Annotated in this window: 16 protein-coding genes; 5 read left to right on the top strand and 11 right to left on the bottom strand. The window is 67.7% G+C overall.

What is annotated here, in order from left to right; genetic code table 11:
- Positions 1-14: 14 nt before the first annotated feature.
- The 4 genes from Poly30_RS12605 to Poly30_RS12590 all read right to left on the bottom strand — a co-directional run bounded on the left by Poly30_RS12605 (position 15) and on the right by Poly30_RS12590 (position 3,736).
- The gene (locus Poly30_RS12605; protein ID WP_145197796.1) at positions 15-314 is read right to left on the bottom strand and encodes an HPF/RaiA family ribosome-associated protein; all 300 of its coding nucleotides are present in this window, start codon (positions 312-314) and stop codon (positions 15-17) included.
- A gap of 38 nt (positions 315-352) precedes the next feature.
- Positions 353-2,197: an excinuclease ABC subunit UvrC gene (uvrC, locus tag Poly30_RS12600; protein ID WP_419191309.1), complete on the bottom strand. Its 1,845-nt coding sequence runs from the start codon at positions 2,195-2,197 to the stop codon at positions 353-355.
- 85 nt (positions 2,198-2,282) lie between these two features.
- On the bottom strand, positions 2,283-3,392 hold the full coding sequence (locus tag Poly30_RS12595; RefSeq protein ID WP_145197792.1) for a phosphotransferase enzyme family protein: 1,110 nt from the start codon (positions 3,390-3,392) through the stop codon (positions 2,283-2,285).
- A gap of 14 nt (positions 3,393-3,406) precedes the next feature.
- Positions 3,407-3,736, bottom strand: a complete 330-nt coding sequence (locus tag Poly30_RS12590) for an HIT family protein (RefSeq protein WP_145197790.1) — start codon at positions 3,734-3,736, stop codon at positions 3,407-3,409.
- 111 nt (positions 3,737-3,847) lie between these two features.
- Between Poly30_RS12590 and Poly30_RS12585 the strand changes: the two genes are divergently transcribed.
- Entirely contained in the window at positions 3,848-4,549 is a 702-nt protein-coding gene (locus Poly30_RS12585) for a TIGR00266 family protein (RefSeq protein ID WP_145197788.1), read from the top strand.
- Between the two features lie 1,181 nt (positions 4,550-5,730).
- Here Poly30_RS12585 and uvrB read toward each other — a convergent pair.
- The gene (uvrB, locus tag Poly30_RS12580) at positions 5,731-7,752 is read right to left on the bottom strand and encodes an excinuclease ABC subunit UvrB (protein ID WP_145197786.1); all 2,022 of its coding nucleotides are present in this window, start codon (positions 7,750-7,752) and stop codon (positions 5,731-5,733) included.
- A 185-nt stretch (positions 7,753-7,937) separates the two neighbouring features.
- Here uvrB and Poly30_RS12575 point away from each other — a divergent pair, with 185 nt between their 5' ends.
- Together Poly30_RS12575 and Poly30_RS28420 are read left to right on the top strand one after the other, a co-directional pair.
- Positions 7,938-9,380, top strand: a complete 1,443-nt coding sequence (locus Poly30_RS12575) for a zinc-ribbon domain-containing protein (RefSeq protein WP_419191308.1) — start codon at positions 7,938-7,940, stop codon at positions 9,378-9,380.
- Positions 9,381-9,471: 91 nt separating this feature from the next.
- Entirely contained in the window at positions 9,472-10,896 is a 1,425-nt protein-coding gene (locus Poly30_RS28420) for a hypothetical protein (RefSeq protein ID WP_419191307.1), read from the top strand.
- A gap of 71 nt (positions 10,897-10,967) precedes the next feature.
- Here the strand turns inward: Poly30_RS28420 and Poly30_RS12560 are convergent, their stop codons facing one another.
- The 3 genes from Poly30_RS12560 to Poly30_RS12550 are packed head-to-tail and all read right to left on the bottom strand — an operon-like array spanning position 10,968 to position 13,930.
- Positions 10,968-12,902, bottom strand: coding sequence for a gamma-glutamyltransferase family protein (locus tag Poly30_RS12560; protein WP_145197782.1), 1,935 nt, complete (start codon positions 12,900-12,902; stop codon positions 10,968-10,970).
- Positions 12,902-13,153, bottom strand: coding sequence for an NIL domain-containing protein (locus tag Poly30_RS12555; protein ID WP_145197780.1), 252 nt, complete (start codon positions 13,151-13,153; stop codon positions 12,902-12,904). Before Poly30_RS12555 ends, Poly30_RS12560 begins: the two co-directional genes overlap by 1 nt.
- A gap of 33 nt (positions 13,154-13,186) precedes the next feature.
- On the bottom strand, positions 13,187-13,930 hold the full coding sequence (locus tag Poly30_RS12550; RefSeq protein WP_145197778.1) for a hypothetical protein: 744 nt from the start codon (positions 13,928-13,930) through the stop codon (positions 13,187-13,189).
- An 87-nt stretch (positions 13,931-14,017) separates the two neighbouring features.
- On the opposite strand from Poly30_RS12550, the gene Poly30_RS12545 reads away from it, so the two are divergent.
- Complete coding sequence (locus Poly30_RS12545) at positions 14,018-15,208, top strand: C39 family peptidase (protein WP_145197776.1); 1,191 nt, start codon at positions 14,018-14,020, stop codon at positions 15,206-15,208.
- Positions 15,205-16,308 carry an aminotransferase class I/II-fold pyridoxal phosphate-dependent enzyme gene (locus Poly30_RS12540; protein WP_419191306.1) on the top strand — a complete coding sequence of 368 codons (1,104 nt, stop codon included), beginning with the start codon at positions 15,205-15,207 and terminating at the stop codon, positions 16,306-16,308. The genes Poly30_RS12545 and Poly30_RS12540 overlap by 4 nt, the downstream gene beginning before the upstream one ends.
- Here the strand turns inward: Poly30_RS12540 and Poly30_RS12535 are convergent.
- The 3 genes from Poly30_RS12535 to Poly30_RS12525 are packed head-to-tail and all read right to left on the bottom strand — an operon-like array spanning position 16,298 to position 18,578.
- Entirely contained in the window at positions 16,298-17,194 is an 897-nt protein-coding gene (locus tag Poly30_RS12535) for a hypothetical protein (RefSeq protein ID WP_145197773.1), read from the bottom strand. The two genes, Poly30_RS12540 and Poly30_RS12535, sit on opposite strands and share 11 nt — an antisense overlap.
- A complete protein-coding gene (locus tag Poly30_RS12530; protein WP_145197771.1) occupies positions 17,191-18,081 on the bottom strand; it encodes a DUF455 family protein in 891 nt (296 codons plus the stop codon). Before Poly30_RS12530 ends, Poly30_RS12535 begins: the two co-directional genes overlap by 4 nt.
- The gene (locus Poly30_RS12525; protein WP_145197769.1) at positions 18,081-18,578 is read right to left on the bottom strand and encodes a translation initiation factor; all 498 of its coding nucleotides are present in this window, start codon (positions 18,576-18,578) and stop codon (positions 18,081-18,083) included. The genes Poly30_RS12530 and Poly30_RS12525 overlap by 1 nt, the downstream gene beginning before the upstream one ends.
- Between the last annotated feature and the right edge of the window lie 74 nt (positions 18,579-18,652).

Here is an 18,652-nt window from a genome sequence, read left to right as displayed (position 1 = left end):
ATCGCCGCGAAACGTCAGTGATGGCCGAGCTTGTCGAAGTGACGCGTCAGCTGAGTCTTCAGCTTCTCCGCAGCCCCTTGCACGGCCGCGGGGATGTTCTCGGCCTCATGCTCGGCCGCAATCGGGTCGAGGCCCTTGGGCCTCGCCTCGATGGAGCAGTGCTTGTCCACTCCGCCCTTATCACCGTTGATGTCCTTGATGAACACTTCGATACGGGTCAGGCGAGCTTCGAATCGGCCAAGAATATGCTCGACGGACTCCTGGATGGAGGCCTCATCAGACTTCAAGTTCGGGTGATTGATGAAGATTTGCATGGTTTCCGGTTAAGTGAGGTCAGAGAAAAGAGACGGGGTCAGGGATTCTTACGCAGCGCCGTTTCGATAGCGCGAGCAAGTTCTGGAGAAACGCCCTCGATCTTCGCGAGTTGCTCGACGCTGGCTTCCGCCACACCGGCCACCGAACCGAAGGTTCGAAGAAGAGCCTTCCGCTTCGCGGGGCCAACGCCCGGAATCGAGTCGAGTCGGCTCGTGATCTTGCCTCGTTCCTTGCGATGGTAGGTGATCGCGAAACGATGGGCTTCGTCGCGGATGCGCTCCAAGAGGTGCCGCACCGCACTGTGGGCCGTCAGGATGATCGGGCCCTCGGCGCCGGGAAGCCAGATGCGCTCCTCCACCGGCCCCTTGCGGCGCCCCTTCACGGTCCGTTCCGCGCGCGCCTTGGCGAGCCCGATCATGGCCACGTGGAACGCACCCGATTCCTGTCGTGCTTCGAGAGCCCGCTCGAGCTGCGGCTTGCCACCATCGATCACGATGAGGTCCGGCAGGTCGTTGTCCTTCAAGCCACGATCCAGGCTGCGCTTGACGACCTCGTGCATGGAAGCAAAGTCATCCTGGCCGTCGACGCTGCGGATCTTGTAGCGACGATAGCCCGAGCGATCCGGATGGCCGCGTCGAAAACGCACCCGGCTGGCGACCACGTTCGAACCCTGCATGTTCGAGATATCGAAGCAGTCCATGACCTCGGTCGAGGCATCGAGATCGAGCAGCTCGACGAGCTGGCCCAGCGCGTCCTCATCGCGGTCCTCTTCGTCCCCCTGGCGCTTCAGCGCCGCCGTCGCGTTCTCGAAGGCGAAGTCCAGCATGCGCCTGCGGTCGCCGGAGGTCGGGATCACGAGCTTCGAGCCGAGCGTCTCCTCCAGGAAGAGCTGCTCCACCGGCGGAACCGGCAGAAGGATCTCCGTCGGCGGCTTGCGTCGGCCCGGCGCGTACAGCGCCGTCAGCACGTTGTGCATCAGCTCCTCGTCGGGAAGCTCCGACAGGAAGTGGTGCGTTCGCGATTCCGCCATGCGCCGATCTCGCCACGCGATTCGATGGACGGCGGCCCGATCACCGCGCCGCGCGAGGCCGAGGACGTCGCGATCCACGTCGTCCTTGGGCCGAACGCCCTGCCCTTCGATGGTCCGTCGCAGCGCCGCCAATCTGTCCCGCCAGACCGCCGCTCGCTCGTACTCCAGCGCCTGCGACGCCTCCAGCATCCGCAGCTCCAGATCCCTGGAAAGCTCTTCGGCATCGCCCGACAGGATCCGCGCGGCTCTCTGCACGAGATCCGCGTATTCGGGCTCCCCGATCAGGCCGACACAAGGCGCGCTGCAGAGTCCGATCTGGTGCTTCAGGCACGGGCGGCTCCGGTTGTTCAGCACCGAGTCGGGGCAGTCCCGGAGCGGCACGACGCGGTGGAGGTCGGACACGGTCTTGCGAAGAGCACTCGCGCTCGCGAAGGGACCGAAGTAGCGACTGCGCCCACCCTCCTTGCCGACTTCCGGGGAATGCGCGCGCACGTGCTTCAGGCGCGGGAATCGGTCCGAGTAGTCGAAGCGCAGCATCCGGAACGACTTGTCGTCCTTGAGGCGAATGTTATGGGGAGGCTTGTGCTGCTTGATGAGGGTGTCCTCCAGCAGCAGCGCCTCCTGCTCGGTCCGCGTGACCAGCGTCTCGACGCTTTCCGCATCCTCGATCAAGAACCGGATCAGGTAGCGCCCGTCGCCGCCGGGTCGCCGGTAGCTACTCAGCCGACTCCGAAGGTTGCTCGCCTTGCCGACGTAGAGCACACGCCCGTCCTTGGCCCGAAAGAGGTAGACCCCGGGTCTCTTCGGGACCTCCTTGGGCCACCATTTCGGGTCGTCGATGTGCTGCGCCACGCCCCCTGTATAGGCCCTCGCGCTGCGCAGGCCAAGCCTGCTGCGGCCAATCGCTGGCCGCCCTCGCAGTCCTCCCGCGGCCGCCTCAGTGACCGCGGGGAAGCAGGCGCTCCATCTCCTCGACCAGGCGCAGCTGGACCCGAGCGCGGTCCAGGTTGTGGCCGCGGCGATTCGTCTTGAAGTACACGTCCCCGAGGATGTGATCCGCCAGGAACCGCATCGCCAGGGTCAGGGAAACCAGCCGAGCCGAGAAGGCCATGTGCTCGCGTTCGAAGGCCGACAGGAATCGATGGGCGTGCCGAAGGTAGCCGTCGCGCAGCGCATGGTAGATCTCCATGTCGATGCTCACCGTCGAGAGATCGCGCGCGTCCTCGTCCGCCGTGGCGGCCGTGAAGCGAACGAGGTCTCCGAAGTCGAAGAGAGAGTAGCCCGGCATGCACGTATCGAGGTCCACGATGCAGCGCGGGACGTCTCGCTTCTCGTCGAAGAGCACATTGTTCAGCTTGGTGTCTCCGTGGACGACGCGCCGCGGCATCACGTGATTCCGAAGCGCTCGCTCCATGATCGGCACCTGCGCGCGCCGATCGTGGATGGCCTCGAGTTCGGGCGCGACCTCCGCCGCCCGGCCCTCGGGGTCCCGGCGACACGCGTCGTCGAGCTGGCTGAGCCGCGCTTCCGAGTTGAAGAAGTTCGGGATCGTCACGCGCAGCTCGTCCGGATCCAGCGAGCTGAGCCGCACCTGGAAGTCACCGAACGCGCTCGCCGCCGCGAAGGCCATCTCCGCGGACTTCGGGTGATCGTAGGAGAGCGTGCCCTCGACGAAGTGGTAGGTGCGCCAGGGTGTGCCGCCCGCGATCACGTAGTCGCCGCCGTCCCGTGCACGAACGAGCCGAAGCGCCGTGAGGTGCGCGGTGGCGTCGTCGACTTCCCCCACCGGGGCATCGATCAGATGCTGGGTCACGACCGCGACGTTGTGCATCAGCGCGGGGATATCCTCGAAAACCGCGTCGTTCATCCGCTGGTGAAGGAAGCGCTTCTTGCCTCCGGCGGCGCTCCAGTTCTCCCACGTCGAGACGTAGGTGTCATGGATGTGGCCGCGCCGCAGCTCCGTGAATCCTGTCAGCTCGCCTTCGAGCGCGAACTTTCGAATGGCGATCTCCAGCTCGGGACCGCTCAGCTTGGGCAGGGCACTCATGGACAGAAACGGGGCTAGGCGCGCGGGTCGCCGGAATTCACATGGAAGTGGAGATGCTTGGAGTCCTGGTACAGGCCCAGGTTCGTCAGAACGCGGGCCGCCCCGTGCTCCTCCTCCACCTGCCTGGCCACGACGCGGACCACCGACATCAGCTCATGGAGGAGCGCCTCGGGTGCGTCGCCCAGGTCCGTCAGCGAGGGCACATGCCGCTTGGGGATGACCACGATGTGGACGGGCCAGAACGGTCGCGTGTGGTGATAGGCGAGGACCGTTTCGGTCTCCAGAACCACGTCGACCCGGGTCTTCCCCGAGAGCACCTCGTCGCAATAGAAGTCATCCGTCACCCTGGAATCATGCCAGGCCAGAGGCTCTCATGCCTAGGACGAGGGATGACACCCGGCTCATCCATGGGCCGATCGCCTCGAAAGAGCCCACTTACGTTCCAGATTGATCCCATGGCAGACGACATCGACTACGAAATCATCGGCGAGGACTTCCACGCCGTCGTCATCACGCTCGATCCAGGTGAGGCCGTCCAGGCAGAGCCCGGCGCCCTCATGTTCATGGAGGAAGACATCGACATGGGCACGTCGACGGGCGGCGGAGTGTTCTCCGGCCTCAAGCGAAAGCTCGCCGGCGAGAAGTTCTTCGTCACCAGCTTCGAGAACGAGGGCCGTGTCCCCCGGCGCGTTGCTTTTGCCTCCGAGCATCCGGGCAACGTGAAGCCGGTCGACCTCCGGCATGGAACGGTCTTCTGCCAGAAGGACGCGTTCCTCTGCGCGGCCCGGGGCGTGAGCGTCTCCGTCGCTTTCACCAAGAAGCTAGGCGCGGGCTTCTTCGGCGGTGAGGGCTTCATCCTTCAGAAGCTGAGCGGTGACGGCCTTGCGTTCATGCACGCCGGCGGCCACGTCATCGAGCGAATGCTGGAGAAGGGCGAACAGCTACGCGTCGACACCGGCTGCCTCGTCGGCTTCGACGAGAACGTGGACTACTCCATTCGGCTCGTCGGTGGTGTGACGTCCAAGATCTTCGGCGGAGAGGGTCTTTTCCTGGCAAGCCTCACGGGTCCCGGGCGGGTGTGGATGCAAACCATGCCCTTCAGTCGTTTCGCCGATCGGGTGGTGGCTGCGACGGCCCGAGAGGTGGGTGAGACGTAGGCGGGCGAGAGGGTCAGTGGTGGGTTCACTGCCGGGTCCTTGGGCTGGGTTCACGGCCGAGTTCACGGCCGGCCTGACCCCTCAGCTCTCCGGTGTCCGCCAGGACACCCGGGCTCTCGCGCGTCAGCGCGAGGCCCGCGCGAGGCTCGCCCTCGCGGCCCGTGCGGCGAGCACGCCTGCGCGGCGAGCGCGCCCGTCCGGCGAGGACGCCTGCCCGGCGAGGGCGCCTGCCCGGCGAGGGCGCCTGCCCGGCGAGGGCGCCTGCGCGGCGAGCGCACAGCGGTGCAACCGCTATTTCGCCGTCAGGCGAAATGCCAGAGATACTGCGCGCTGTCACAGCGATAGGGCGGCCCGGCATTTGGCTGTCACAACGATCGCGCGGCCCGGCTCCACTTGCCTTGGCAGCAGACCTCCCGCCGACTGCTGCCCCGGCAGGTCTCCCGGCGCAGGTCTCCCGATACGGACTGCCTGCCGTTCGCGCGAAGCGTCGAACGCGTGGGCTGAGGCTTCCCGCTGACGGTTTCGGTGCTGGCCGCTGGAGCGCTCGCCCGCATGGGCGAGCTGGGCAGATCTCGAAGTTGCTGCTGAGGGCTGAGGGCTGAGGTCTGAGGTCTGAGGTCCGAGACTTGAGACCTCAGACCCGCCCAGCTCGCCCATGCGGGCGAGCGCTCCAGCGGGTAACACACAAGCCGTCAGCGAGAAACCTGAGCCCACGCGTTCGACGCTTCGCGCGAACGGCAGGCAGTCTGTCCCGGGAGACCTGCGCCGGGAGACCTGCTGGGGTATCGGTCCGCGCGCAGCCCACAAGCCGTTAGCGGGAAGCCTCAGCCCACGCGTTCGACGCTTCGCGCGAACGGCAGGCAGTCTGTGTCGGGAGACCTCCAGCGGCCAGGACTGCGACCAAGGCATCGAATGCCGAGCCGTCCTATCGCTGCAACAGCGCGCAGTATCTCTGGCATTTCCTCTGACGAGGAAATAGCGGTTGCACCGCTGTGCGCTCGCCGCGCAGGCGTCCTCGCCGGACGGGCGCCCTCGCCGGGCAGGCGTCCTCGCCGGACAGGCGTGCTCGCCGCACGGGCCGCGAGGGCAGGCCTCGCGCGGGCCGCTCAGCCCCTGCGGGGCCGAGACGGGCCCGGGCGTCCTGGCGGACGCGGCGGACAGCGGAGGACTGCCGCACGACTTCACCGCGCCAGCTCAGCCGCCTCCAGCGTTTTGAGCTTGTCCCGCAGTTTTGTGGCCTCTTCGAAACGCAGCTCATTGGCCGCCAGAAGCATGTCTGCCCGGGTCCGAGCGATCTCACCACGAAGGCGGCCCGTCGGCCAGGTGGTGGGATCGTCCTCGGCCTCCTTGTCGGACACCTTGTCCGGGATGTCGGGGACACCGACGTAGTCCATCTCGTACATGGCCTCGATGCCATCACGAATGGGCTTGATGATGGTCTTCGGGGTGATGCCGTGCTCGGCGTTGTATTCGATCTGTACGATACGGCGCCGGGTGACCTCGTCCATGGCGGCCTTCATCGAGTCCGTGACCTTCTCGGCGTAGAAGATCACGCGACCCTCCACGTTACGGGCCGCTCGGCCGCACGTCTGAACGAGGCTGGTCTCTCCGCGCAAGAAGCCTTCCTTGTCAGCGTCGAGGATCGCGACGAGAGCCACCTCCGGGAGGTCGAGGCCCTCTCGGAGGAGGTTGATGCCGATCAGGACATCGAACTCCCCCATCCGCAGATCACGGAGGATCGCCGAGCGCTCCAGCGCATCGATCTCCGAGTGCAAGTACTTCACCTTGACGCCGAGATCAGCGTAATACGTGGTGAGGTCCTCACTCATGCGCTTCGTCAGCGTCGTCACAAGAACGCGGAAGCCGGCCTTGATGGTCTTGCGGACTTCGGCGAGGAGATCGTCCACCTGCGTTCGCGCGGGACGAACCTCGATCTCCGGATCCAGAAGACCGGTAGGACGAACGATCTGCTCGACCATGTGCCCCTCCGCGACCTTCTTCTCGTACTTCGACGGCGTCGCCGAGACGTAGACGCGCTGCTTCACGAGGCGGTCGAATTCGTCCCACTTCAGGGGGCGGTTGTCGAGCGCGCTGGGAAGGCGGAAGCCGTGTTCGACGAGGGTCTCCTTGCGGGAACGGTCGCCCTTGTACATCGCTCCGACCTGCGGCACCGACACGTGACTCTCGTCGATGTAGATCACGAAGTCGTCGGGGAAATAGTGCAAGAGCGTGAACGGTGGCTGGCCCGCGTGGCGGCCATCCATGTAGCGGCTGTAGTTCTCGATGCCGTTGCAGACCCCCACCGTTCGCAGGAGCTCGAGGTCGTGCCGCGTTCGCTGTTCCAGCCGCTGCGCTTCGAGGAGCTTCTTCTGGCCCTTGAGTTCCTGGAGGCGCTCCGCCAGCTCGGCCTCGATCAGGGGGATCGCCGAGGTCAGCTTGTCCTGGGGCGCCACGTAGTGGTTCTGGGGATAGATGACCACCTCGTCCACGTCCCCGAGGATCTCCCCCACGAGCGGATTGACCCGCGTGATGTTCTCGATCTCGTCGCCGAAGAACTCGATCCGGATCACCTCGTCGTCCTCGTAGGAAGGAAAGACCTCGACGACGTCTCCTCGGACGCGGAACGTGCCCCGGCGGAAGTCGAGGTTGTTGCGCGCGTACTGCATCTGGGTCAGCTGGCGCAGCAAATCGTCGCGCTCCACCTCCTGACCCACCTTCAGCGTCACCGCCATCCGGCTGTAGTTGGAAGGACTGCCGAGACCGTAGATGCAGCTGACCGAAGCGACCAGAATCACATCGCGCCGATCCAGCAAGGAACGGGTCGCCGAGTTCCGAAGTCGCTCTATGTTCTCGTTTCGACTGGCGTCCTTTTCGATGAACGTGTCGGTCGAAGGCACATAGGCCTCGGGCTGGTAGTAGTCGTAGTAGCTGACGAAGTACTCGACCGCATTGTTCGGGAAGAGTTCCTTGAACTCCGAGTAGAGCTGGGCGGCCAGCGTCTTGTTCGGGGAGAGAACCAGCGCCGGGCGGCCCGATCTCGCGATCGTGGAGGCCATCGTGAAGGTCTTGCCGCTACCGGTGATCCCGAGGAGGCACTGGTGGGGCTCACCCGCAGCCAGCCCTGACACCAGCTTTTCGATGGCCTGGGGCTGGTGGCCCATGGGCTCGAACGGGCACGACAGGTCGAAAGGAATCTGACTCATGGGGCGACATGCTCCCCTGGAGGGTGCCCGTGCGCGACGACCAGCCCCTCAGAAGTTGCGAGAGACTACGCCGGGCGCTACGTTTCACGCCTCCTGACCCGCAGAAAACGGCCCCCGCGGCCCTCTGCCCCTCCGTCAGACCGCCAATTCTTCCCCCTTCGCGGCCGTCCAGGCCCAAGCTCTTCATGATCATCAAGTGCACCTCCTGCGGTAGCCAGGCCAAGCTTCCGGACAGCAAGGAGGGAGCGAAGGTGAAGTGCCCCTCGTGCGGTCACATCTATGTCGCACGTCCCGCAGGCGCCAAGGGAGCCTCGAAGAACCGCGGTGACGACCCGACCTCCAAGTTCGTCATGATCGGCGTCATCGTCGTCGGCGTGGCGATCGTCGCGATCATGGCCTCCAAGAGCGGCGGCAACCGCGAGGTCATCGAAGAGGAGCCCGAGGTGGTCGTCAAGAAGGAGGCCACCGAGTACGTCGACCCTCTTGGCTGGGAAGGCCCGGCCGTCAAGCTGGCCCGCAGCCTGCACGCCGCAGCCTTCGCGGTCAATGAGACGAAGATCGGCGCGCTGCTGGATCGGCAAGCCGCCTACGAGCACGTCCCCAACGAGGAGTTCGCGGGCGAGGAGCTTGCTCCGGTGCAGAGCGTCGAATTCGGCGCCAGCTCCGGAGAGCCGGGGGCGGACGAGGCCGCCGGCGGCACCGAAGAGGCTCCGGCGGCGGAGGAGCGACCCGCCTGGGGCACGCTCGACGAGATGGCCCGGCTCCGGTTCCAGGACGAACTCGTCGAGGCCGTCATGACCGACGGAGAAGAAGGCGCGGTCCGCGATTGGGATCCCTTCGACGGCAAGGTCGAGTACACGGATGGCGTGACGGCCATCGTCCGCCTGAAGGTCGTCTACCGCAACGCCAACGAAGGCCTTCCGGATCGCTGGACCCAGTGGTACCTGAAGAACATCGGCGGCGCAGGCGGCGCGGACGATCAGTGGCGCTGGACCCACGTCGAACGCTGGGTGACGCCCGAAGAGGCCGCCCAGAGTCGCCGCGGCCTTCGCGTGAAGGCCGAGAAGAAGACGCTCTCCGACGGCTCCAAGGTCTACGAATCGAAGATCCGCGCCATCCCCTTCGACGCCGACGTCACCGCCGATCGCCAGGCCCGCCTGACGAAGCTCGTCGATGACCTCGTCACGGACATCGACGCCCCGCCGCGCGTTCGCAATCCCATCTCCGAGGAGCTGACGATCGCGGGCAAGGCCGCCATCCCCGCGCTCCTCACGAAGATGTCCACCATCGTCGAGACGATGTCGAGCGACATGGACAAGAACGAGGAGGACCGCATCCGCCTGAACTTCATTCACCAGATCCTCGAAGAGATCACCGAGCACCGCACGACGTTCGCCGTCGCGGTCGAGATGGGCTCCACGCAGGAACGCATCGAATCGGGTATCAAGCAATGGTTCGGCTGGTACGACCGCAAGTACAAGCGGTTCCAGGAGACCGACGAACCCGCAGGCGACCCGCTCCTGAACGACCCGGACTTCAAGCCGGAGACCGACGAGGAGCGCCGCCTTTACGAGAAGGCCAAGCAAGAGGCCGAACGCGAGCGCAAGAAGAAAGCCGACGGCAACTGACGCCCCCACCACCGATCACATCACCCCTCCGAGCTGCGATCCCCGCACTCGCCCACCACCTTCGCCCCCTTCTGCGGGCGACCCCAGTTCCATGAGCGACAACAAGCCGAAACCCATTCCGCGCAAGACCCCCAGTGGCCAAGCAGCCGGCCAAGCAGGAGGCCAGCCCGCTGGTGACAAGAAGAAAGGCGGCATGACGATGCGCGAGCAGATCGCTGCGCGGAAGAAGGCCGAACTCGAAGGCCAGGGAAAGACCAGCGCACCCCAGGCAGCCTCGAAGCCGGTCGCCAAGCCGGCCCCGAAGGCCGTCGCGAAGGGAACGCCCGCGAAGAAGACGGCCGAGCCCGCCGCGAAGGTAGCCCCCAAGAAGCCGACCGTAGCTCCCAAAGCGGCCCCTCCCAAGGCCGCCGCATCGACACGCGCTAGCGCGAAGAGCGACAGCGATGCGGACGTCAAGCCCGCTTCCTCGCGCGCCGGGCGCAGCGGTGCCGGCTCCTCCCGCCCGAGCTCGCGCCGCGCGGGCGGTGGCCGCGGACGCGGTGCCAAGGACGACGCGGAGAACCAAGACAACGGCGGGACGACCCGTGGAGGTCGTCGCGCGCGTCCGGAGAAGAAGAAGAAATCACCCGTGCCGTTGATCGCGGCGGGCGTGATCGTCCTCGGCGGCGCGGGCGCCTATTTCGGCGGCGTATTCGATGGCGACAAGGCCGAGGCAGCGGAGCCAGGCCAGGAGACCGCCGCGAGCGCGGATGGAGCCGCAGGGGACGTCGATACCGCCGCCCTCGGTGGCATGGACGATACCGCTGCAGGAGACGAGACGACCACCGCCTCCGAGGGCGAGGCCGCGACGTCGACGGACGCCGCGGACGCCGGAGCGGCCGCGGCTGCGGACGAGGTCGCTGCGGCCGACGAGCCGAAAGCCAAGGCCGCGCCGAAGGCAGAGGAGGGCTCGACCGAGGCCGAGCAGTCGAAGGCCAAGACCGACCTCTCCGGGCTGAAGCCGTTCGGCAAGCCACCCGGCGCGACGGACGAGGAGTGGGCGGAACTCCAGGAGAAGGCCGCCGAGTTCTTCGATCCTGACGCGGGCGCCGCCGGTGGTCGTGCCCAGAAGAAGCTCATCGCTGCGGGGAAGAACGCCTGGCCGGCCATCATCAACGAGATGATCAAGCTCGACCCGGACAAGCCCGATGAAAACCGCATGGGCTTCCGTGCGGCCGACGCGCTCGATCGGGCTCGTGGAAGTGATACGGGCCGCGCCTTCGACTGGCGGACGGCCCAGGACAGCTCGACCGGCGAGATGAAGGCGGTCGACCTGTACTTCAACAAGCGACTCATCATCGTCTTCCACGAAGGCTGGGCGCAGGTGCTCGAGGACCCGGAACACTGGGCCAAGTACGACAAGACCGACGTGGCGGCCGAGGCAGCGGCGCGCGCCAAGGAGAAGGCGGCAGAGGCTGCCAAGGAGAAGTCCGGCGAGTTCGACGACCTGGATCTCGGCGATATCGAGATCGACTGATCCCTGGCGTCGACGCCAGACATCGCGGGGGCGGAGCCGATCGATCGGCTCCGCCCCCGCGTTTTCTGCCGCTACTCGGGGAGTCGTGCCGGGGGCGATACGTCGCCGTTTTCCAGACCGCCGGAGCCGCCGCGCCTCGGATCGCTGTACGCCTCGACCGCGCCGTCCCGCCCCACGCGGATCGCCTGGACGGAACCGAAATAGCGGCCATCCGAGGGCAAGACCGGCTGCCCGTGAAGGTCCTCGAGCCACCGAACCAGCGTGGGGTCCCAGCCGTCTTCCAGGCGCGTCTCCATCGGCCGCCACTGCTGGTGCACGCGCGGCGCGCGTATGGCCTCGACGAGCCCTTGCTCGTAGACGAGCACACGCAGCAGCACCTGGATCACCGCCGTGATGATGCGCGGACCGCCGGGGCTCCCGGCCACCAGCGAAACGTTGCCTTCCTCGTTCCTGACGATCACCGGGCACATCGAAGACAGCGGCCGCCGACCGGGATGGAGCTGGTTCGCCTCCGCCCCCACGAGGCCGAACATGTTCGGCGTTCCGGCCTGGATCGAGAAGTCGTCGAGTTCGTTGTTGAGCAGGAACCCGGCCTCGTCGACGAAGATCCCGCTTCCGAAGCTGCCGTTGAGCGTCGTGGTCAAGGAGACCGCGTTGCCCTCGTCATCCACGACCGACAGATGCGTCGTTTCCCCCGAACCATCGGGCACGGACGGGGCCCAGGCCAGCACGTCCGTGTCGGCGCGCTCGCCGATGGATACGCGACGCTCTGCGATCCAGCGGGGATCGAGGAGCTGAGCCACCGATACTTCCATCTGGTCTGGATCGCCGAGGTGCGCCGCGCGATCCGCGAAGGCGCGACGCATCGCCTCGATCCACCAGTGCACCGCTCGCGCGCTGACGCCGGTCGGCTCGCGCTGGTCGAGGACTCCTCCGTCGCCGATCGAGGGCCCGTCTCCGGTCGAGGAGCTATCACCTCTGGAGGGAATCCCGAGTCTGCCCATCACGGGCGCTGGATCGAGCCCCAGCTCGATCCGACGCAGCGAATCCGCGCGATCGACGTCGAGGGGCAGCCCTTCCAGCATCCCCATGACCTGCAGCAGCGCGACCCCGCCGGAACTCGGTGGCCCCATGGCGACGATCTGGTTCCCCCGGAAGGACCCGATCAGCGGCTGCCTCCAGTGGATGACGTAGTTCTCCAGGTCGGCCTCCGAGAGCAACGCGCTCCCTGCGACTCGCCCCGAACGCTCGTCCGCATCCTTGAGGTCCCTGACGATCGCCCGCGCAACGACTCCCTTGTAGAAGCCCTTGGGCCCCTGCGCCGCGTAGATGCGCAGGGTCTGAGCGAGTCGCGGCTGAACGAGTCGATCGCCGGCCTTCAGGGGCTGACCGCCCGGATAGAAGGTCTCCGCGGCGCCGGGATCCGCGCGCAGGAGAAGCGATATCTCCGTGCGCCTCAGGATCGCGGCCAGCCACGGGTCGACCGTAAAGCCATCCTCGGCGAGGCGGATCGCGCTCTCACAGAGCCTCGCCCAGCTGACGTCCTTGGAGCCGTGCTTCGCGTAGAGTTCGAAGAGACCGAGCGGTGAACCCGGTACGCCGACCGCGAGCGGGGTGACGAGCGAACGTGTCTTGACCAGTTCGCCATCGCCGTCGAGGTAAAGGCTCGCCGTGTATCGCGACGGCGCCATCTCCCGGAAATCGAGCGACTCGGGAGGCTTTCCAGGCTCTGCCCAGAGCGCGAACCCGCCGCCGCCGAGGTTGCCTGCCTGGGGGTAGACCACCGCAAGCGCGAGCGCGGTGGCGACCGCGGCATCGGCCGCGTTGCCGCCCGCCTCCAGCATGAGGAGTCCGGCCTTCGTCGCGAGCGGATGCTCCGAGACCACCGCCCCGCGCTCGGGAGTGACGAACACCTCCTTCTTGCCGAAGGGGTCGACGGCGGTGCAGCCCAGCGCGACCGCCAGCAGAGCAGCCGCTCCCGCGAACGAGAACCGTTCCGCAGCCATCAGAGTTCGGGCGGTGCGTCGCCTTCCTGGATCTCCTGAACCTCGACCCCGCGCTCGATGAGGTACGCCACCGAATCCTGGATCGCCGTCGCGGCACCTTCGATCTGCACCACCACGTGGGCGGCGGTGGCCGAGATCGTCGCGGCGCGGATGTTCGGCACCACCCCGAACTTGGCGCCCAGGGTGTGGGAGATCAATGGTTCCGAGATCAGCGACTGCGGAAACTTGCAGAAGTACTGGCGCGAGGACATGGGGTATTCGTGTGGGGGAATTCTGGTCCGGCGTCAGCGAGGATTCGCAGAGTCAGGATGCGCAGCGTCGGAACGGGTCGCTGGAACGGTGCGGCGACCGAACAGGCGAACGGCCAGCGCCGTAGATCCCACCACAACGAGAGGTAGCACCGCAACCACCTGGCGCCAGGAGCCCGCCTCCGATCCCGCGATTCCGTAGGGCTGACGCAAGGTCGGCGAGATTCGGTCCGTGCCGACGCTTTCATACACCGATGGATGCCGCATCCAGTCGAAACCAGCGATCTCCATCGTGAACGCCCGGGGCGAAAAGTCCAGGAGCCTTGCGGCGACTTCCGGGGACCAGGGAGGCGACTCCTGGAACAGACCCCACGCGGAGGCGGCTCCGTCGAGGACGAGGGCGAGAACCATGAGTGCGCTGGCTCGCGCTAGCCCGACCGCGAAGCTCCCCGGATGGGCGGGCACGAGGGCCACACCGATGAGCCACAGTGCCGCGAGTCCCGCTGCCTGCGCCGGATGCGCCAGCCCGAAGGCGAATCGCCCGGCGAAGCACACCGCAGGCAGGGCAGCCACGAGGCCTGTGGCCAGGAGCCGCGCCTGCGCGCGGCTCCTCCGCGTCCACGCATGGAGCAGCGCCCCCGAGGCCGCGCCCAGAGCCGGAGCGAGGGTCCCGGCGAGGGCCAGCGCCGGAAGCCCGGACGCGCTTCCGTCCGGGTTCAAGGGCTCGAGAAGGCCGGGAAACAACCCCAGCCAGACGAGGACCACCACGGCGCCCCCCATCCCGGGGAGCGATTCTGAACATGCTCCAAACAGGTCTCTTCCTCCGTGCATCGTCGTCCGCATCCTCTCCAGCGTATAACCTCCTGCATGACCGACCCATCGGATCCTGCTCCAACTCCAGCTCTTACGCGCCGCCCGTTCACCCGATTCGGCGCGGCCTGGCTCCTCACGGGAGTCCTGGTCTCCGCCTGCGCGTCTAGCCACGAGGGAGCGGACGCGATCGACCTCTCCTCCGCTCCGGCCCGCGTCGCCTGGACCCTTCCTGACGTGGCGATGGATCCGCTCCATCGCTGCCTGGAGGTCACCCTGAACGCCACTCCCGACGGGACGCTCGTGAGCGAATCGATCGGTGACGGCGCCGCGTTCACCGAGGCTCTACCGTCCTGGAACGTGCCCTCGGGCACTCCGTTCACGGTCGAGATCCGCGCGCTGGCCGCAGCGACCGACGGAGCCTGGTCCCCCTGGCTTCGTATCGGTGAGTGGGCCGCTCCCCCGCGCGGAGAGGACACGCCGACCCGGTTCGACTTCGGCAAGGTGGCCGTCGACGTCCTGCAGCTCCAGAAGCCGCATCGCGCGGTCGAGCTTCGGTTCCGCGGGACGGAGACGCCGCTCGACCCCGCCGACGTGGCGGCGAGCGTGGTTCTCTCCGACATGGGCCAGCTCAATATTCAGCTGGCCGCAACGGGTCAGGAGCCATGGCGCGAAACGGCGAGGGTGGAGGTCGAGCCGCGCTCCCAGAGGACCGTCGGCGACGACATCGGCGGGCGCATCTGCAGCCCCACGTCGGTCTCCATGGTCTCCGCCTACCAGGGCGCTGACGTGCCCACGCGCACGATGGCCGAGACGCTCTTCGACGCGGATCACGATATCTACGGCAACTGGAATCGGGCGGTCCAGGGCCCCGCCACCCTCGGGATCCCCGGCCGTCTCGTCCGCGTCTCCTCGTGGGATGCGGTGGCGGACTACCTCGATCGCGGGCTGCCCGTCGTTGCGAGTATTCGCGCGAAGGAGGGCCAGCTCCGCGGCGCGCCCTACAACAAGACGGCTGGACATCTCCTCGTCGTGACGGGCCTCGGCCCGAAGGGCAAGGTCCACGTCAACGACCCCGCGGCGCGCCTGCCCCTCGACGTCCCGCGCGTCTATCGGCGCGAGGATATGGAGCAGGTCTGGTTCGCCAACGGCGGAGTGGGGTACGTGTTCGGCCCCCGGATCGCCACCGCGGGCGGCCCGATCCCCCACGCAGGCCCGATCCCCACCGCAGCAACCACCCAGCCGTGAAGCGACCCCGCCCCGCCTTCGAGTCCACCACCGCGACGACGGTCCGCCGGGACGGCATCGACCTCCTCGCCTTCCACGGGTGCGGCTACCTCGGACTGGCCCATGACCCGCGCGTACGGCAAGCGGCCAAGGACGCGATCGACCGGTATGGCCCGTCCGGCCTCGCTTCGCGCGGGACCAGTGGCAACCTGGAAATCCACGAGACGCTGGAAGTTCGGCTGGCGGAGTTCCTGGACGTCGAAGCGGCCCTCGTCGTCGCCGACGGCTATCTCGCCGACCTCGCCCTCGTCTCCGCGCTCGAATCTGCCGTCGGCGTGGCCCTGCATGATTCGGACGCGCACCCGAGCCTCACGGACGCCGCGCGTATGGCCGGCCTCGAGGCGTTCCACTACGGCCCGGGCGACATGACCCATGCGACCGCCCTGCTGGACCGCTTCAAGGATCGGTCGCCGCTCGTCCTGACGGACGGGATCTTCGCGATGCACGGTCGCCTCGCGCCCCTCAACGAACTCGTTCGCTACCTCCCCACGGGCGGCATCCTGGTCGTGGACGACTGCCACGGTGTGGGTGTGCTCGGTCCGAACGGACGAGGCACGTGCGAGGCCTTCGGGATCAGCGACGAGCGCATCCTCATCACGGGTTCGCTCGCGAAGGCCATCGGCTCGGGCGGCGGCTTCATCGCAGGGAGCGCCGAACACGTGGCCAGCGTGAAGCGCTTCGCGGCGAGCTTCATCGGAACGACCGCGCTGTCGCCACCGCTGGCTGCGGCCGCGCTCGCCAGCCTGGAAATCATCGAATCCGAGCCGCAGCGCCTGGAGCGTTTACGCGCCAACACCGGCCAGCTCCACCGTTCGGCCCGGCGCATCGGCGCCGCCGCGCCGAGCGGCACGTTCTTTCCCGTCCTGGTCCTGAAGTTCGAAACGAGCCAGGAGGCCGAACGTCTCAGCGCGGCGCTCCACGTGGCCGGCCTCTTCGCGCCCGCGATCCACTACCCGACGGCCGGGGCGGGCGGAACGATCCGCATCGCCGTCAACAGCGAGCACACCGCGGCCGACCTTCGACGCCTGGAAGAAACGCTGGAAGAGCACCTCACGGAGTGAGCTGGCTCGGGCCGCGCGGCGCGTCCCACTCCGTCGGGACTTCGTCAAACGCCGCCCCCATCGACATCGTGTAACGCGCGTTGATGTCGGTCCCCGCCGCGATGTGCGAGGCCCCGTCGGCGTCGCGCCATCGAAAGCCGTCGACCCCCACCGGGCCGGCGTAATCCATGGCTCGCAGGCGGGCCTCGACCTCCCCGAGGACGGTCTCGAGTTCGGGGATCGAATCCGCGAGCGGTTCGGCGGAGCGCCAGGAGCCGCCGCGAACCACCTGGCCCACGTGCCGTCCGAACGCGGTCGCGCCCGACGAGAAGAGAAACGCGTGGGCCGAGAACTCCTCTTCGATGTCGACGACCGGCAGCACGTGAACGGGGCCTGACTCAAAGGCGCGCTCGGTCCATGCCGCCGACTCCCGCGTCCAGCGCTCCGCCAGGAAGCGCCCTTGACCGGCCGCGCACAGGGATTCGCGCAGCCACCAGGCGGGTGCGCGCGAGGAGTGGCGCGGCAGCGCGGGCCGTCGAAGCGCCGCCTCCACCTCGCCGGACGTCTCCGCGACGGAGGCTCCGAAAGCCGCCAGCGGATGCAGGTCCGCGAACGTCTCGCGCGCGTTCGCGGCGCGCAAAGTCGGCTCCGCTGGCGCGCGGGGCAGTCGGCGAGCTCCCGCCGCGCGCAGGAGCCGAAGCGCGTCCGGCGTGGGGCACCAGGCGACGCCGTCCCTGCCCGAAGCGGGCAGGACGCCTTCGCCCGGACCGGGTCCCGCGCCGTCGAGCACGAGGTCCCCGTGGGCGATCCAGGAGGGTCTGCCGAGGAAGGGCACCGGGGCTCTGCGGCCGGTGGCCAGCTCGGCTTCCGCGTCGAAGTTGAGTACCCAGACCCGGGACACGCTCACGACACCTCTGGATCCTTCCCCCGTGCTCCTCGCACGGGACGCAGCGGGTCCACGAAGTCGTCGAGCCGATCGAGGAACGACTCGGAAAGACCCGCGCGGCGCCGACGGTCGCGGTCGAGCGGCTTCCCACGCAGCACCTCGGGCGTCAGGGGCGGCGGCAGCTCCGCCCGCCAGCGATCGAAATCGGGGCTCTCCGTCGGGTCGCCGTGGGTCCACTCCGAGAACCATCGCGCGGCGAATCGGACGTGACTTACTTCCTCGCGACCGACCTGGCCGACCAGGCTGGCCGAGCGCTCATCGCCCGCCTCGCGCAGCAGCGCCTCGAACCTCGCGGCGTGCTCGAGGTTGCCTCCCTCGAATCCGAGCCCCATGAGCGCCACGTACTGAAGCGGCGTCGTGGCGGTCAGCGTCCTCGCCCAGAACCAGTCTCGCACGGGGAAGTCTCCGTAGGAGGCGCCCAGCTCTTCGATACGGCCGGCGTAGAGCGCGGCGTGCCGCACCTCGTCGTCCAGGATGCCGAGCAGGCCGGCCCGAAACTCCGACGGCGCTTCCGGGAACGCGAGGAAGGCCCACGCGCACAGCTCGGCCGCCTGGATCTCGTGGTGCAGAAAGACGTGCAGGAGCTTGGCCACCGCCGACGCCTCGACGAGCGCACCGGGCTTCGGGATCTTCTCCGCTCGATCGAGCACGCGGAGGTGAGCCGCGCGCCCCGGGCCCGGCAGCCGCCGTGGAAGGTCCCGCTCCGCGCCCAGGCTCGGGTCTCCATCCCCGGGTCGCGGAGCAGGCCGAAGCTTCTCCGCGACGTCGCTGGATTCCACGTAGGCGCGACACCATTCGGACGCTGTCTTTGCGTCCGAGGTGGACGGGGCGGAGTCCGGGCTCGCCATCAGCGGGTCCCGAGGATGACGCGCGCGCCGTGGCTGTCCTCGAGGAAGCGCGCCACGCGTTCGACCAGATCCCCCTGAACGACGATCTCCTGATCCCCGGCGCGGGCACCCGCACCGAGCGCCTTCCGCAGGTCCTTCGCCAGGGACTCGAGGGTCGCCTTCGAAGAGCCGCCTGCACGGCTCAGATCGATCACCGTGACGGTCTTCCCGCCGTGCCCCTTGCGTTCGTGACGGACGATCAGGGTCGCGCCGGCCTCGAGGCCGAGCGCCCCGGCGCCCCTGGACCTCGCCTCGCTCTCCGCTGGCGCTCCGGCCCTGGCGTCAACGCCCGGGGATTCCTGGACAGAATCCCCGCCGACAGAATCCCCCACGACCCTCGCACGAAGCGCCGCGAAAGGGTTGTGCGTCAAGCCACCGGACTGTGACCCATCGCCGCGGTCCGCGGCCCTCCCGAGGGTTCCGTCCAGCGGAATGCGCTTCGACTGTTTCCTGGCCATCCGCGGGTTGTGCCATGGACTCTGCCCCAAGTAAAGACGACCTCACCGATGCCCGACGGATTCCTCGGCGGTTC

The organism is Saltatorellus ferox (genome assembly GCA_007751475.1).
Lineage (GTDB): Bacteria > Planctomycetota > UBA1135 > UBA1135.
The sequence above is the reverse complement of the archived record's forward strand: the minus strand, read 5'-3'. Positions and strand labels throughout refer to the sequence as shown.

What these genes read in the sequence shown, in the direction of transcription:
- Poly30_RS12605 (WP_145197796.1), bottom strand. Translation starts at nt 314, where the DNA reads ATGCAAATCTTCATCAATCACCCGAACTTGAAGTCTGATGAGGCCTCC.
- Poly30_RS12595 (WP_145197792.1), bottom strand. Translation starts at nt 3,392, where the DNA reads ATGAGTGCCCTGCCCAAGCTGAGCGGTCCCGAGCTGGAGATCGCCATT.
- Poly30_RS12585 (WP_145197788.1), top strand. Translation starts at nt 3,848, where the DNA reads ATGGCAGACGACATCGACTACGAAATCATCGGCGAGGACTTCCACGCC.
- uvrB (WP_145197786.1), bottom strand. Translation starts at nt 7,752, where the DNA reads ATGAGTCAGATTCCTTTCGACCTGTCGTGCCCGTTCGAGCCCATGGGC.
- Poly30_RS12575 (WP_419191308.1), top strand. Translation starts at nt 7,938, where the DNA reads ATGATCATCAAGTGCACCTCCTGCGGTAGCCAGGCCAAGCTTCCGGAC.
- Poly30_RS28420 (WP_419191307.1), top strand. Translation starts at nt 9,472, where the DNA reads ATGAGCGACAACAAGCCGAAACCCATTCCGCGCAAGACCCCCAGTGGC.
- Poly30_RS12560 (WP_145197782.1), bottom strand. Translation starts at nt 12,902, where the DNA reads ATGGCTGCGGAACGGTTCTCGTTCGCGGGAGCGGCTGCTCTGCTGGCG.
- Poly30_RS12555 (WP_145197780.1), bottom strand. Translation starts at nt 13,153, where the DNA reads ATGTCCTCGCGCCAGTACTTCTGCAAGTTTCCGCAGTCGCTGATCTCG.
- Poly30_RS12550 (WP_145197778.1), bottom strand. Translation starts at nt 13,930, where the DNA reads ATGGGGGGCGCCGTGGTGGTCCTCGTCTGGCTGGGGTTGTTTCCCGGC.
- Poly30_RS12545 (WP_145197776.1), top strand. Translation starts at nt 14,018, where the DNA reads ATGACCGACCCATCGGATCCTGCTCCAACTCCAGCTCTTACGCGCCGC.
- Poly30_RS12530 (WP_145197771.1), bottom strand. Translation starts at nt 18,081, where the DNA reads ATGGCGAGCCCGGACTCCGCCCCGTCCACCTCGGACGCAAAGACAGCG.
- Poly30_RS12525 (WP_145197769.1), bottom strand. Translation starts at nt 18,578, where the DNA reads ATGGCCAGGAAACAGTCGAAGCGCATTCCGCTGGACGGAACCCTCGGG.